17 protein-coding genes are annotated in these 12,710 nt (G+C 63.9%); 6 read left to right on the top strand and 11 right to left on the bottom strand.

The genetic code is table 11. The annotated features are described in order from the left end of the window. The first annotated feature begins 42 nt into the window (after positions 1-42). Positions 43-1,146 carry an NADH:flavin oxidoreductase gene (locus AC07R1_RS26275; RefSeq protein ID WP_011059296.1) on the top strand — a complete coding sequence of 368 codons (1,104 nt, stop codon included), beginning with the start codon at positions 43-45 and terminating at the stop codon, positions 1,144-1,146. Here AC07R1_RS26275 and AC07R1_RS26280 read toward each other — a convergent pair. Both AC07R1_RS26280 and cysZ read right to left on the bottom strand, forming a co-directional pair. Then, positions 1,143-2,423 carry a glycosyltransferase family 4 protein gene (locus tag AC07R1_RS26280; protein WP_047335715.1) on the bottom strand — a complete coding sequence of 427 codons (1,281 nt, stop codon included), beginning with the start codon at positions 2,421-2,423 and terminating at the stop codon, positions 1,143-1,145. The two genes, AC07R1_RS26275 and AC07R1_RS26280, sit on opposite strands and share 4 nt — an antisense overlap. Positions 2,424-2,468: 45 nt before the next feature. Further along, complete coding sequence (gene cysZ, locus AC07R1_RS26285) at positions 2,469-3,218, bottom strand: sulfate transporter CysZ (RefSeq protein ID WP_047284159.1); 750 nt, start codon at positions 3,216-3,218, stop codon at positions 2,469-2,471. Between the two features lie 310 nt (positions 3,219-3,528). Between cysZ and trxB the strand changes: the two genes are divergently transcribed. Then, on the top strand, positions 3,529-4,491 hold the full coding sequence (trxB, locus tag AC07R1_RS26290; protein WP_011059299.1) for a thioredoxin-disulfide reductase: 963 nt from the start codon (positions 3,529-3,531) through the stop codon (positions 4,489-4,491). A gap of 147 nt (positions 4,492-4,638) precedes the next feature. On the opposite strand, the gene AC07R1_RS26295 is transcribed toward trxB, so the two are convergent. The 6 genes from AC07R1_RS26295 to AC07R1_RS26320 form a co-directional block, all read right to left on the bottom strand. Continuing rightward, a complete protein-coding gene (locus AC07R1_RS26295; RefSeq protein WP_019093350.1) occupies positions 4,639-4,977 on the bottom strand; it encodes a HopJ type III effector protein in 339 nt (112 codons plus the stop codon). Beyond that, positions 4,974-5,267: a DUF1244 domain-containing protein gene (locus tag AC07R1_RS26300; protein WP_011059301.1), complete on the bottom strand. Its 294-nt coding sequence runs from the start codon at positions 5,265-5,267 to the stop codon at positions 4,974-4,976. Before AC07R1_RS26300 ends, AC07R1_RS26295 begins: the two co-directional genes overlap by 4 nt. Positions 5,268-5,327: 60 nt before the next feature. Beyond that, the gene (folX, locus tag AC07R1_RS26305; protein ID WP_047283949.1) at positions 5,328-5,708 is read right to left on the bottom strand and encodes a dihydroneopterin triphosphate 2'-epimerase; all 381 of its coding nucleotides are present in this window, start codon (positions 5,706-5,708) and stop codon (positions 5,328-5,330) included. A gap of 2 nt (positions 5,709-5,710) precedes the next feature. Continuing rightward, on the bottom strand, positions 5,711-6,271 hold the full coding sequence (gene folE, locus AC07R1_RS26310) for a GTP cyclohydrolase I FolE (RefSeq protein WP_047283950.1): 561 nt from the start codon (positions 6,269-6,271) through the stop codon (positions 5,711-5,713). Positions 6,272-6,294: 23 nt separating this feature from the next. Continuing rightward, positions 6,295-7,005: a dihydromonapterin reductase gene (folM, locus tag AC07R1_RS26315; protein ID WP_072443025.1), complete on the bottom strand. Its 711-nt coding sequence runs from the start codon at positions 7,003-7,005 to the stop codon at positions 6,295-6,297. 176 nt (positions 7,006-7,181) lie between these two features. After that, positions 7,182-7,751 (bottom strand): antibiotic biosynthesis monooxygenase, encoded by a 570-nt coding sequence (locus AC07R1_RS26320; RefSeq protein ID WP_011059305.1) that lies wholly within the window; start codon positions 7,749-7,751, stop codon positions 7,182-7,184. Positions 7,752-7,962: 211 nt separating this feature from the next. On the opposite strand from AC07R1_RS26320, the gene AC07R1_RS26325 reads away from it, so the two are divergent. Continuing rightward, complete coding sequence (locus AC07R1_RS26325) at positions 7,963-8,904, top strand: MerR family transcriptional regulator (RefSeq protein WP_495111098.1); 942 nt, start codon at positions 7,963-7,965, stop codon at positions 8,902-8,904. Between the two features lie 11 nt (positions 8,905-8,915). Here the strand turns inward: AC07R1_RS26325 and AC07R1_RS26330 are convergent, their stop codons facing one another. After that, positions 8,916-9,521 carry a hypothetical protein gene (locus AC07R1_RS26330; protein WP_093404705.1) on the bottom strand — a complete coding sequence of 202 codons (606 nt, stop codon included), beginning with the start codon at positions 9,519-9,521 and terminating at the stop codon, positions 8,916-8,918. 68 nt (positions 9,522-9,589) lie between these two features. Then, positions 9,590-10,048: a PAS domain-containing protein gene (locus AC07R1_RS26335; protein ID WP_011059308.1), complete on the bottom strand. Its 459-nt coding sequence runs from the start codon at positions 10,046-10,048 to the stop codon at positions 9,590-9,592. A 154-nt stretch (positions 10,049-10,202) separates the two neighbouring features. On the opposite strand from AC07R1_RS26335, the gene AC07R1_RS26340 reads away from it, so the two are divergent. Beyond that, positions 10,203-10,658 (top strand): flavodoxin, encoded by a 456-nt coding sequence (locus AC07R1_RS26340; RefSeq protein ID WP_015634186.1) that lies wholly within the window; start codon positions 10,203-10,205, stop codon positions 10,656-10,658. Here AC07R1_RS26340 and AC07R1_RS26345 read toward each other — a convergent pair. Further along, positions 10,639-11,535: a LysR family transcriptional regulator gene (locus AC07R1_RS26345; protein WP_011059310.1), complete on the bottom strand. Its 897-nt coding sequence runs from the start codon at positions 11,533-11,535 to the stop codon at positions 10,639-10,641. The genes AC07R1_RS26340 and AC07R1_RS26345 overlap by 20 nt on opposite strands. A 98-nt stretch (positions 11,536-11,633) precedes the next feature. On the opposite strand from AC07R1_RS26345, the gene AC07R1_RS26350 reads away from it, so the two are divergent. After that, positions 11,634-12,020 (top strand): CidA/LrgA family protein, encoded by a 387-nt coding sequence (locus AC07R1_RS26350; protein ID WP_011059311.1) that lies wholly within the window; start codon positions 11,634-11,636, stop codon positions 12,018-12,020. After that, positions 12,010-12,696 carry an LrgB family protein gene (locus tag AC07R1_RS26355; RefSeq protein WP_011059312.1) on the top strand — a complete coding sequence of 229 codons (687 nt, stop codon included), beginning with the start codon at positions 12,010-12,012 and terminating at the stop codon, positions 12,694-12,696. The genes AC07R1_RS26350 and AC07R1_RS26355 overlap by 11 nt, the downstream gene beginning before the upstream one ends. Positions 12,697-12,710 lie beyond the last annotated feature (14 nt).

The raw sequence follows: 12,710 nt of genomic DNA on the forward strand, positions 1-12,710 counted from the left end.
GTGCGTCGAATATCGACTCAAGCCTTTTTCTCGGAGTGCAGCATGCCTGTTCAAGCCTTGTTCAAACCCTTTCAACTCGGCGCGCTGGAACTGCCGACCCGCGTGGTGATGGCTCCAATGACCCGGTCGTTTTCCCCTGGCGGCGTGCCCAACTCCAAGGTCATCGAGTACTACCGCCGCCGCGCTGCTGCGGGTGTCGGCCTGATCATCACCGAGGGCACCACGGTGGGGCACCAGGCTGCCAATGGTTACCCCAATGTGCCGCAGTTCCATGGCGAGGCGGCCCTGGCCGGCTGGAAGAAGGTGGTGGATGCGGTCCACGCCGAAGGCGGCAAGATCGTCCCGCAACTCTGGCATGTGGGCAATGTGCGGCGCCTGGGCACCGAGCCGGACGCCAGCGTGCCCGGCTACGGCCCCACCGAGAAGCTCAAGGATGGCAAGGTGCTGGTGCACGGCATGACCCACCAGGACATCCAGGAGGTGATCGCAGCCTTCGCCCAGGCCGCCAAGGATGCCCAGAGCATCGGCATGGACGGCGTGGAGATCCATGGCGCCCACGGTTACCTGGTGGACCAGTTCTTCTGGGAAGGCACCAATCAGCGTACTGATGAATACGGTGGCGACCTGGCCCAGCGCTCGCGCTTCGCCATTGAACTGATCCAGGCCGTGCGGGCTGCCGTCGGTCCGGATTTCCCGATCATCCTGCGTTTTTCCCAGTGGAAGCAGCAGGACTACAGCGCGCGCCTGGTGCAGACCCCGGAAGCTCTGGAGGCCTTCCTCAAGCCGCTGGCGGATGCCGGTGTGGATATCTTCCACTGCTCGACCCGCCGCTTCTGGGAGCCGGAGTTCGAAGGTTCCGACCTCAACCTGGCGGGCTGGACCCGCAAACTCACCGGCAAGCCCACCATCACCGTGGGCAGCGTCGGCCTGGACGGCGAGTTCTTGCAGTTCATGGTCAACACCGACAAGGTGGCGCAGCCGGCCAGCCTGGAAAACCTGCTGCAGCGTCTGAACAACGACGAGTTCGATCTGGTGGCCGTGGGCCGTGCACTGCTGGTGGATCCGGATTGGGCGCAGAAAGTCCGCGAAGGCCGCGAGCAGGACATCCTGCCGTTCAGCCGTGACGCGCTGACGACCCTGGTTTAACTGCCGGCTCCGGGCGGCGAGGGGGGCAGCCCCCTTGCCGTGCCGAGTGTCTCCACGGTGCTGCGGGGTTTGACCGTTGCTTCGATAAGCCCTTCGTAATCCTCGGCCGGCCCATGCTCGCAGGCACTGCGCAGGCGATCTTCAAACTGCTCGATAACCGCGGCCCAGCCCTGGCGGCTGGCATGCTGGCGGGCGTTGAGGCGTACCCGGCGCAAGGTTTCCGGTTCTTCCAGCAGCCAGCTGGCAGCGTCGCAGAAGGCGCTTTCGTCGCCGGGCATGGCCAGCACACCGTTGTAGCCATGGCGGATATGCTGGGCTGCGCCAGCCTGATCGTAGGCCACCACCGCGAGCCCCGAGGCCAGAGCCTCCAGCACCACGTTGCCGAAGGTTTCGGTGAGGCTGGGAAACAGGAACAGATCCCCGCAGGCGTAGTGGGCGGCCAGGGCTTCGCCCCGCTGGCTGCCACAGAACAGGGCCTCGGGCAGGCTTTTTTCCAGAGCCCCACGTTGCGGGCCGTCACCCACCACGATCAGCTTCATCCTGCGCTGTGGATAAGTCGCCTGCAGGCGTTCGAAGCAGCGCTTGAGCAGGCCCAGGTTCTTCTCCTGCGCCAGGCGCCCGACGTGGATCACCGCCAGGTCATCGGCACCCAGGCCCCAGTCGGCCCGCAGCGTCTCGAGCCGCTTGGCCGGGTGGAACAGCTGGCTGTCGACGCCCCGGGACAGCAGGGCCAGGCGCTCGAAATGCCGGCGCTCCAACTCCAGGTGCTGGCTGGTGCTGGGTACCAGGGTCAGTTGCGAGCGGTTGTGGAACCAGCGCAGGTAATGGGTCAGCAGGCGGGTCAGCAAACCCAGGCCATATTGGCTGGAGTACTGCTGGAAGTTGGTGTGAAAGCCGCTGACCACGGAGATTCCCAGGCGCTTGGCGGCCCGCAGCGCAGACAGCCCCAGCGGCCCCTCGGTGGCGATATAGAGCACGTCCGGGCGTTGGCGTTTCCAGCGCCGCAGCAGCTTGTGCATCGACGACTGGCCCCATTGCAGCCCCGGGTAGCCCGGCAGCGGCCAGCCCCGGCACAGCAGCAGGGCTTCGTCGCTGGCCCGGCTCTGGTCGCAACCCTGGCGCGGGCGCACCAGCTCAACCTGATGCCCACGGGCACGCAGGCCCTCGCAGAGGCGGCCAAGGGTATTGGCCACGCCATTGATTTCCGGTGGGAAGGTTTCAGTGATGAGGGTGATATGCAGAGCTGTCGTCATGGCCTCAGTGTCGGTTGAGGCCATGTCGCCATTGTGACCTTGCGATGATGGATTTATGACGCCCCGGCCTTATTTGGCCGGCAGGTTCTCCACCCCGCGCTCACGCACCCAGAACAGCGTGGCACCGGCCACGGCGGCCGGCATCATCAGGATATTGACCAGCGGGATCAGCAGCGCCAGGTAGACGATGCCGCCAAAACCCAGGCTCTGCCAGCGCTTCTGGCGCAGCCAGGCGAGCATGTCCTGCCAGCTCATCTTGTGGTTGTCCGCCGGGTAGTCGATGTACTGGATAGCCATCATCCAGATACCGAACAGCAGCCACAGCGGCGCGGCAATCAGGTTGACCACCGGAATCAGCGAGAGGATGAACAGGCCGATGGCCCGGGGCAGGAAGTAGCCGAGCTTGCGCATTTCCCGCGCCAGGGTGCGGGGGATCATGGCAATCAGTTCACCCCAGCTGAAGGGCGGGAAATCATCGGTGCCACGCACCACGGTTTCGACTTTTTCCGAGAGGAAGCCGTTGAAGGGGGCGGCGATGATGTTGGCCAGCATGGTGAAGCTGAAAAACACCATGAAGGCCACCAGCACCACGAACAGGGGCCAGATGATATAGGTGAGGAAGCTCAGCCAGCTGGGCAGGGACGGCATCAGCGCATCGACCCAGAGGCTGAACTGATGACCGGCGAAATAGATCAATCCGACGAACAGCACCAGGTTGATTGCCAGGGGCAGGAGCACGAACAGGCGCAGGCCGGGGCTGAGGACCAGCTTCAGGCCTTCGCGCAGGTATTGCGGGCCGGACAGGACGGGGGCGGGCATAGAGCGCTCCGAGCAGAATGAAAACGCGCCGACCTTACCGGCTTTGTCCTGGGGGCGAAAGCGCGGCGAAGCGGTCGACATCAACGGTAACAAAGACCCATTCAAATAGGCCTCCTGAGGATAGAGACCGCCTATGAGCTGGATTGTTAAACCGTATTTCCTTAATCTTCGCCCCCTCTATACGCTTCATCCATTATTTTTTGGACGGACGAGTTCAAGCCTTCCCCAAGGTTTCGCCGTCCTTTTTTATTCCAGCCGGCAATCCGGCGTTCCGCGCCAGGCTAGCCGGGCCGGTCGATAGGAGTGAGTCATGTCTGAAGTACGCCATTCGCGTGTGATTATTCTCGGTTCCGGCCCTGCCGGTTACAGCGCTGCCGTCTATGCCGCCCGTGCCAACCTGAAGCCGCTGCTGATCACCGGCATGCAGGCCGGTGGCCAGCTGACCACCACCACCGAAGTCGACAACTGGCCCGGTGACGTGCACGGCCTGACCGGCCCGGCGCTGATGGAGCGGATGCGCGAACACGCCGAGCGTTTCGAGACTGAAATCGTCTTCGATCACATCAATGCCGTGGACTTCGCTGCCAAGCCCTACACCCTGACCGGTGACAGCGCGACCTACACCTGCGACGCCCTGATCATCGCCACCGGTGCCAGCGCTCGCTACCTGGGCCTGCCTTCGGAAGAAGCGTTCATGGGCAAGGGTGTTTCCGCCTGTGCCACCTGCGATGGCTTCTTCTATCGCAACAAGCCGGTGGCAGTGGTCGGCGGCGGCAACACCGCGGTCGAGGAAGCCCTGTACCTGGCCAACATCGCCAGCACCGTGACCCTGATCCACCGTCGCGAAACCTTCCGCGCCGAGAAGATCCTGATCGACAAGCTCAACGCCCGGGTGGCCGAAGGCAAGATCATCCTCAAGCTCAATGCCAACCTGGACGAAGTCCTGGGTGACAACATGGGCGTGACCGGTGCCCGCCTGAAGAACAACGACGGCAGCTTCGACGAGTTGAAGGTCGACGGCGTGTTCATCGCCATCGGCCACACCCCGAACACCTCTCTGTTCGAAGGCCAGCTGACCCTCAAGGACGGTTACCTGGTCGTACAGGGCGGCCGTGACGGCAATGCCACCGCCACCAGCGTCGAGGGCATCTTTGCTGCCGGCGACGTGGCCGACCACGTGTACCGCCAGGCCATCACCTCGGCCGGCGCCGGCTGCATGGCGGCACTGGACACCGAGCGTTACCTGGACGGCCTGCAGAACGCTTCGTTCTGATTGGCTACCCATAAAAAAACCGGCGCAAGCCGGTTTTTTTATGGATGTTGCACGGTAGGAGCCGGCTTGCCGGCGAACAGGCCCTCGAGCCTTGCGCCGCTGTGCTGACGCCTTCGCCGGCGAGCCAGCGCTCCTACAGAATGCGGGTCAGCGGCGGGTCAGCGGCTGGGCGGAGAACTTGACCCCGGCCAGGCCGTGAACGATCAGGGCGCGGATATTGCCGTGGTCGGTGCCTTCGGGGGTGGCCAGTACCGAGCGGTAGTGTTCGCCGAAGGCCAGCAGGGCCTCTTCGTCGCTCAGGCCCTCCAGCAGGGCCAGGCCCAGGGTCTTGCACGAACCTTCGTTCTGCCCGGCGGCGTTTTCCACGCCGCCGTTGTTGAAGGCCTGGGGCTGGTAGTCATAGCCGGCGGCGACAAAGGCCAGGGTGTCGGCAAAAGCGTGTTCACCGCTGTTCAGGCTGGCGCGCAGGGTGTTCAGGTCAGTCATTGGGGTTTTCCTTTGGCGAACGCCGCTTGCTGCTCGGCGCTGGCTTCTTTCTGGTAGAGATTTTTCCATTCGGCGTAGGGCATGCCATACACCACTTCACGGGCGTCATCGAGGCTGACCTCGATCTGGCGTTCGTCGGCCTCGGCCTTGTACCACTTGGACAGGCAGTTGCGGCAGAACCCGGCGAGGTTCATCAGGTCGATGTTCTGTACGTCCTTGCGGCTGTCCAGGTGGGCCACCAGGCGGCGAAAGGCCGCGGCTTCCAGTTCCAGGCGTTGTTGTTCAGTCATGGGGGTTCTCCGGGACAGGGGCAAGCACCCAGGCGGGCACTTGCCACTTGTGGCAGTTTTCTAGGCGCTGGCGCGGCTGGCCGCGAGGGTAATCGACACCGACTCGGCAAAACGCAGGGCGTGGGGCTTGTCGACTTCGACTTCGGCGTACTGCACCGAGGCGTTGCTCATCACCAGGTCCAGCAGCTCCTGGGTCAGGCGCTCCAGCAGGGCAAAGCGGTTGCCCTCGACATGGGCAATGATCGCCTTGGTGATGGTGCGGTAGTTCAGCGCGTGGTCGATGTCGTTGTCCCGCACCGCCTCCTGGGCCGCGTAGAGGATGGTCAGGTTGATCAGCACATCCTGCTTGTTGAGGATCTCTTCCTCGTTGATTCCGATGTAGGTCCGCAGGAGCAGGTCCTTGACTCGGATACGAGCCATTCCTGGCTGAAGTTGTGGCATTGCTACTTGCTCCGTCCAATCAATTGCAGGAATTCCTGGCGAGTGGTGCTCGAATCGCGGAAGGCGCCGAGCATCACCGAGGTGTGCATGGTGGAATTCTGTTTCTCGACGCCGCGCATCATCATGCACATGTGCTTGGCCTCGATCACCACCGCGACGCCGGCGGCCTGAGTCACGCTCTGTACCGCGTCGGCGATTTCCCGAGTGAGATTTTCCTGGATCTGCAGGCGCCTGGCGAACATGTCGACGATCCGCGCGATCTTCGACAGCCCCAGGACCTTGCCGGTAGGAATATAAGCCACATGGGCCTTGCCGATGAAGGGCAGCAGGTGATGTTCGCACAGGGAATACAGCTCGATGTCGGCGACTATCACCATTTCATCGCTGTCGGAAGCAAACAGCGCGCCGTTGACGAGGTCCTCCAGCGACTGGCCGTAGCCGTGACACAGGTACTGCATGGCCTTGGCCGCGCGCTTGGGGGTATCGAGCAGGCCTTCGCGCTCGGGGTCTTCGCCCAGGTCCTTGAGGATCTCGCGATAGTGCTGGGGCAGGGAAAGGGTCATGCAAGGTCCTCACAGGGGCCGGCTTACTTGAGGTGCCGCCCGCCGTTGACGGTCAGGGTGGTGCCGGTGACATAGGGGTTGTCCAGCAGATAGCGCAGGCTCTGGTAAATCACTTCGCTGCCGGGTTCGATGCCCAGCGCGGATTTGGCCAGGGTCTTGGCGCGGTACGCCGCGTCGTCGTCGGGGTTGAACAATAGCAGGGCCGGGGCAATGCCGTTGACCTTGATTGTCGGGGCGTATTTCGCTGCGAAGGACAGGGTCAGGCTGTCCAGGCCGGCTTTGCTGGCGCAGTAGGCGATGTGCTTGCTGCTGCCCTTGCGAGTCACGTCGTCGCTGATGTGGATGATGTCTGCCGGGCTCGAGCGCTGCAGCAACTCGGCGCAATGCAGGTTGATCAGGTAGGGCGCCAGCATGTGCACGCCGAACATCCGGGCAAAGGCCGCTGCTTCGTCGCCAGGGCTCTCCTCCAGCCATTCCGAGGCGTTGTGGACGATGGCCCGCAGGCTCTGGGTACGGTTTTTCAGCTCGGTGATCAGGGCCAGGATCCCGGTTTCGCTGGAGAGATCGGCGAACAGCAGGGTCGCGCCCTTTTCCCGCAGGGCCTCAAGGCCCGGGCGCTGGCTGCGGTAGGTGACGATCACCGGCTGCCCGTCTTGGAGCAGGCGCAGGGCGCAATGCAGGCCGACTCGCTGGCTGGCGCCGGTGATCAGGATCGGGGCAGGAGAGGTGTTCATGAAGGGCTCGCGTCGCGGGTAGTGGGAAAACTATACCAGCGAGGGAAGGCCCTGTGCCTGCAGGCAACGGGCTTGCCGGCGAATGCGATCTTGCGGGGTTTTTTCGTTGGCAAGCCAGCTTCTACGGTAGGCGCAAATATTGCGCGAGGTGTGGTAGGAGCCGGCTTGCCGGCGAATCACGGATTCTGCGTCGAGGGGGTGGCCGGCAGCGGTCGGGCCGGTGTGCTGTTGAGCCAGTTGGCCAGCAGCCGGGTGGACAGCGGAATGAAGAAATAGACCATCAGCGGGGTCAGGGCCAGGGTGCTGACAAATACCCGAGGCAGCAGGCTCAGGTCGCCGAGCAACGGGCCCAGGACAAAGTTGAACAGCAGCGACACCGGGAAGAATGCCAGCCAGATGGCCACGGCCTGCTTCCAGCGCGGCGGGCGATGGCCGGCGGCGCCGAACCAGCCGTCGATACCGCTGACCCGGTGCTCCGAAGGGTGGGCGAACAGGTCGCTGCCCCGGGCCAGCCAGGCCGTACGCGAGGCGGAGTGTTCCCAGGTATGCAGGGTGGATTCGTCGGCGAAGCGGAAGATGATCTGGAATTCGTCATCGTTGGGGGGCGGCGCAAGAACGCCGGAACCCAGGTAGCCGGGAAAGTCGGTGGCCAGTTGTTCGCCTTCGCGCAGCCAGGCGATCAGGTCCTGGTAACGGCCGTCGGCAACGCGCCGGGCAACCATCAGGGTGACGGGTGAGGTAGACATTATGTATCTCCGTAAAACCAATGCGCTGCCTGGGTAAGGCAGTCGCTTGACGAGGCACCGGGGTGGCGGGCCGCGCCTGAAGCAAGCAAGGATTATTCCTGATTGCTGCCCAGGCACCAATGACGGCGGTCGGTTTTTCTCGTGCTTGAAGCATCGCCACCTGAGGGGAGTAGAATGATCGCCACTTTGTTTCCCGGTGTTTTCTTCCCAGATGCCCGTCATGACTGAACTTGCCCCCGCCCCTCACGCCCCCGAAGCCGTTCGTCAGGACGAGTTGTTTCCGATCCGTGAGGTGGCGCGCCTGACCGGAATCAACCCGGTGACCCTGCGGGCCTGGGAACGACGCTACGGTCTGATTCAGCCGACACGCACCGAAAGTGGGCATCGCCTGTACTCCATGCACGATGTTGAGGCGGTGCGTGAGATTCTCGGCTGGATCGAACGCGGCGTGGCGGTGAGCAAAGTGGGCAAGATCCTGGCCAAGGGCCGGGCTGCCCAGGCCCAGCTCAAGGCTCCGTTGGATGGCGGCTTGCAGGGCGAATACGGCCAGTGGCGCGATCAATTGAAGCTGGCGGTCAGCGCGTTCGATGAGGAGCAGCTTGAGCGCCTCTACGGGCAGATCTTCTCCAGCTATGCCTTGCCGGTGGTGTTCCAGGACATCTTCCTGCCGTTCTGGAAGCAGTTACTGCTGGCGCGCGAGGCTTTTGGCCAGACCAGCGAATGGCTGTTCCTGGATGGCTTCCTGCGGGCGCGGATTACCCAGCGCCTGCTGTTGCAACGCGCCACCCAGAGCCGCTATCTGCTGCTGACGGCGCTCAATGAGCAATGCCGCGAACTGGAGCTGTTGGTGGCGGCGCTGATGCTCGGGCAAGACCCGATCGGTGTGCGCCTGCTGGGCCCAGGTGTGCCGCTGGAGGAACTGACCCTGGTCTGCGAAAAGGTCGCGCCGGTAGCCCTGGTGGTGTTTTCCAATCACGCACCCTCGGCCGAGTTGCCCAAGCGCCTCAAGCGCCTGGCACTGACCCTGGATTGCCCATTGCTGCTGGCCGGGGACGCGGCGGACCTGGCTCAGGACAGCCTGGTCGGTTCGCCAGTGGCTTGCCTGGGTAACGAGGGGCGCTTGATGCAGCAGCGCCTGCGCGGGTTCCTTTGAGGCGCTAGCCTTCAGGCGTGCAGTGCCGGATGGCTGTGGCGGTGCTGCTGGAGGATGAACTGGCGCAGGCGCTCGGTTTCTTCCTGGTCGCTCTGATCCAGGCGGTAGGCGTAGAAACCGGCTTCGGTCTGGCGCTCGAAGCGCCCGTGCAGGGCAATCCGTTCATAGCCCGAGGGGCTGAACCACTGGGCGAACTGCCGCGGTGGCCGGGTACCATTGCGGATCTCCACCAATATCCCCTTGAACGAGACCTCCCGAACCCACAGGCGGCCAGGCTGGCCCCTGGCATTTTCCAGGGCCACCGGCTGCTCCAGGGCCAGGCGCCAGGGGCGCACCATGGGCCCATCCTCGAAGATGCTCGGCACCCCCAGCCGCAGGTGCAGGGCATGGAATTCGTCTTCCACCAGCTGCAGCGGGAAGGTCATCTGCTGGTTGTCGAAACGGGCCTGGATGGTGACCTTTTCATTGGCCGCCAGGCGCGTCAGCAGGTCACGGATCTGCGCGCCGCCATTGACCATCAGGCTCGAGGTGGTATCACGCACATTGAGCTGCGGGTTGTGCTGCATGGTCTGGATGAAGTCCAGTTCATCCTGGGTGAGGAGGGCGTCACGCTGCATGATGTTGCTCGGAGGGTGGAGGACAAATCGGCGGGGAATATCCCTACGACCACGAATTCCGCGATTTATTAGTGGCCGCTGGTCGCCTTGAGGGCGGCCAGTTCAGCTTGCACTTCGGCCAGTTGCTGCTCCAGCTGGAGCAAGCGTTGCTGGGCCTTGACCTGGACGCTGACGTCTTTCTGCACGCCGATGAAATAGGTCAGCTGATCACTGTCATTGAATACCGGGGTGATCGACAGCTCATTCCAGAAGTGACTGCCGTCCTTGCGGTAGTTGCGCAGCACCTCGCGGCACGGGCGGCCTTGTCGCAGGGCCTGGCGGATCACTTCCAGGCCTGGCTGGTCACGGTCCCCGGATTGCAGGAAGCGGCAATCCTGGTACAGCACTTCGTCGGCGCTGTAGCCGGTCAGCCGCTCGAAGGCCGGGTTCACATAGATCACGATGTTGTCTTCGCCTTCCTGCTCGGCGACCACAATCCCGTCGTTGGAGGCGTTGATCATCCGTTGCAGCAGATGAGCGTTGATCATCCTGAAGTTCCGCTTTCGATCAGCAAGTGCTGGAGTGTAAGAGAGGCTGGCCCGCTGTCCACCAGCGCTTTGCAGCAGAGGTGGCGGCACAGGCGGGATTTTACTCCGTAGCTGTTAATATCCCAGCCTTTTAGTCAGCTTCAGGATCAGATTGATGAAAGTCGCCATCCTTTCCGGCTCGGTGTACGGCACGGCTGAAGAAGTCGCCCGGCATGCCGCCAAACTCCTCAACGCCGCAGGTTTCGAGGCCTGGCACAACCCGCGCGCCACTCTGGCCGAGCTTCAGGCCTTCGCCCCGCAGGCGTTTCTGGCCGTGACCTCCACCACCGGCATGGGCGAGTTGCCGGACAACCTGCTGCCGCTGTATTCGAGTATTCGCGATCAGTTGCCCGCCGCCTGGCGCGGGTTGCCCGGAGCGGTCATCGGCCTGGGAGATTCCAGCTACGGCGATACCTTCTGTGGCGGTGGCGAGCAGATGCGCGAGCTGTTCGCCGAGCTGGGCGTGCAGGAAGTGCTGCCCATGCTGCGCCTGGACGCCAGCGAGAGCGTGACCCCGGAAACCGACGCCGAGCCCTGGCTGGCCGAGCTGATCAGCGCCCTGCGGGGCTGACCGGCTGTTCCCGCAGCAGCGCCAGCCAGGCTTGCGCTGCCTTGGACAGATAAGCGCCCTGGCGCCAGATGAAGGCGATATCCCATCGCAGGTAGTCCGGCGCCTTCAAGGTCAGGCGCACCACCCCAGGCCGCACCAGGCCACGGGCCACCACACTGGGCAACAGCACCACGCCCTGGCCGGCGGCCACCAGCGCCGCCAGGAAATCCGCCTGGCCGCTGCGCCCGCCTTCCCTGGGGGTGAAACCCACCTGCTGGCAGGCCTGCAACAGCCGGTCGTTGAGCACGAAACTGCGCTGGTACAGGAGGAACGGCGTGTCCGCCAGTTCTTCCAGGCGTACCTGGGCGTTCATCGCCAAGGGGTGATCGGCGGGCAGCAAGGCATCCAGCGGTTCATCGCAGAAGGGCTGGTAGGCGAACGCCGGGTCCTTGGGGGTCAGGCTGCCCCCCAGTTCCAGTTCGCCGTTGCGCACCGCCTGTTCGACATTCAGGCTGCCGCCTTCGAGCAACTGCACCTGGATATTCGGATAGCGCCGGCGGTATTCGGCAAAACGGCTGGCGAACAGCGCGTCACTGCCTAGCAGCGGCAGCCCCAGGCGCAGTTCTCCCCGTGCCAGCTGGCTCAGGTCGTCCAGTTCGCTGAGCAGTTCGTGGCGCAGGCGCAACATGCCTTCGGCCCGTTGCAGCACCACGTTGCCGGCGGCGGTGAGGTGGATATGCGAACCCTGGCGCTCCAGCAAGGGCGTGCCGAGGCTCTGTTCCAGCTGGGCGATCTGCTTGCTGACCGCCGACTGGCTGATGTGCAGGGTCCTGGCCGCCTGGGTGAAGCCGCCCTGGCGGATCACCTCGACAAAGCTGCGCAGTTGTTTGAAATCCATGGCGGTGATTCCAGATTGGAATGGCTTCCAGTCTAACAATTCGCTTCGGTAATGATGGGGCTTTTCATAAAATAAGCCCCTGAGAGGACCGAACCACCATGAACATTTCCACCTGCAAACGCCTGGGCCGCCTGATTCTTGAACTGGCGGTGCTGCTGGCCATCTATTTTCTCGGCTGCCAACTGGCCAGCTGGCTGCCCTGGCCGATTCCTGGCGGGGTCATGGGCCTTGCGCTGTTGCTGCTGGCCTTCGCCCTGGGCTGGGTCAAGCCGGCGGCCCTGCAGCTGGGGGCCGGCCTGTTGATGGCCGAGATGCTGCTGTTCTTCATTCCCGCACTCATGAGCCTGCTGGACTACGGCGGCCTGCTGCGCCAGGACGGCTGGCGGATACTGCTGGTAATAGGCGTCAGCACCCTGCTGGTGATGCTGGTGACAGCCTTGACCGTGGAACTGGTGTGCCGCTGGAGGATGCGCCATGAAGCTTGAAGCCATGCCGGTGTTCTGGCTGGCCCTGACCCTGGGCGCCTACCTGTTCAGCCGCTGGATCTACCGGCGCACCGGGCGCTACCTGCTGTCGCCGCTGATTCTGGTGCCGGCCCTGCTGCTGGCGGTCGCCGTGCCGCTGCACACCGCCTACGCCGAATACGCCGCCAATACCCACTGGCTGATGCTGGTACTGGGGCCGGTGACCGTGGCCTTCGCCATTCCCATCTGGCAGCAGCGGCAACTGCTGATGCGCCACTGGTCGGCATTGCTGCTGGGCATGCTGGCGGGCAGCGCGGCTTCCATTGGCAGCTCGTTCGGCCTGGCCAAGGCCCTGGCCCTGGACAGCTCGGTGACCCTGTCCCTGGTGCCGCGCTCCATCACCACGCCGTTCGCCATGCCCCTGGCCCATGACCTGGGCGGCGTACCCGAGCTGACCGCGGTATTCGTGATGTTCACCGGGGTATTCGGGGCCATGCTCGGCGGTGTGCTGCTGCGCTGGCTGCCGCTGCGCAGCGCCCTGGCCCGCGGCGCCCTGTTTGGCGTCGGGGCCCATGGTGCAGGGGTCAGCCGGGCCCATGAAGTGGGGGGTGAAGAAGGTTCGGTGGCAGGGCTGGTGATGGTCCTGACCGGGCTTCTGAACCTGTTCGCCGCGCCTTTGCTGGCGTCGTTGCTTTGACGCGCAAGCCCCGG

This window comes from Pseudomonas sp. GW821-FHT07F01 (assembly GCF_059418825.1).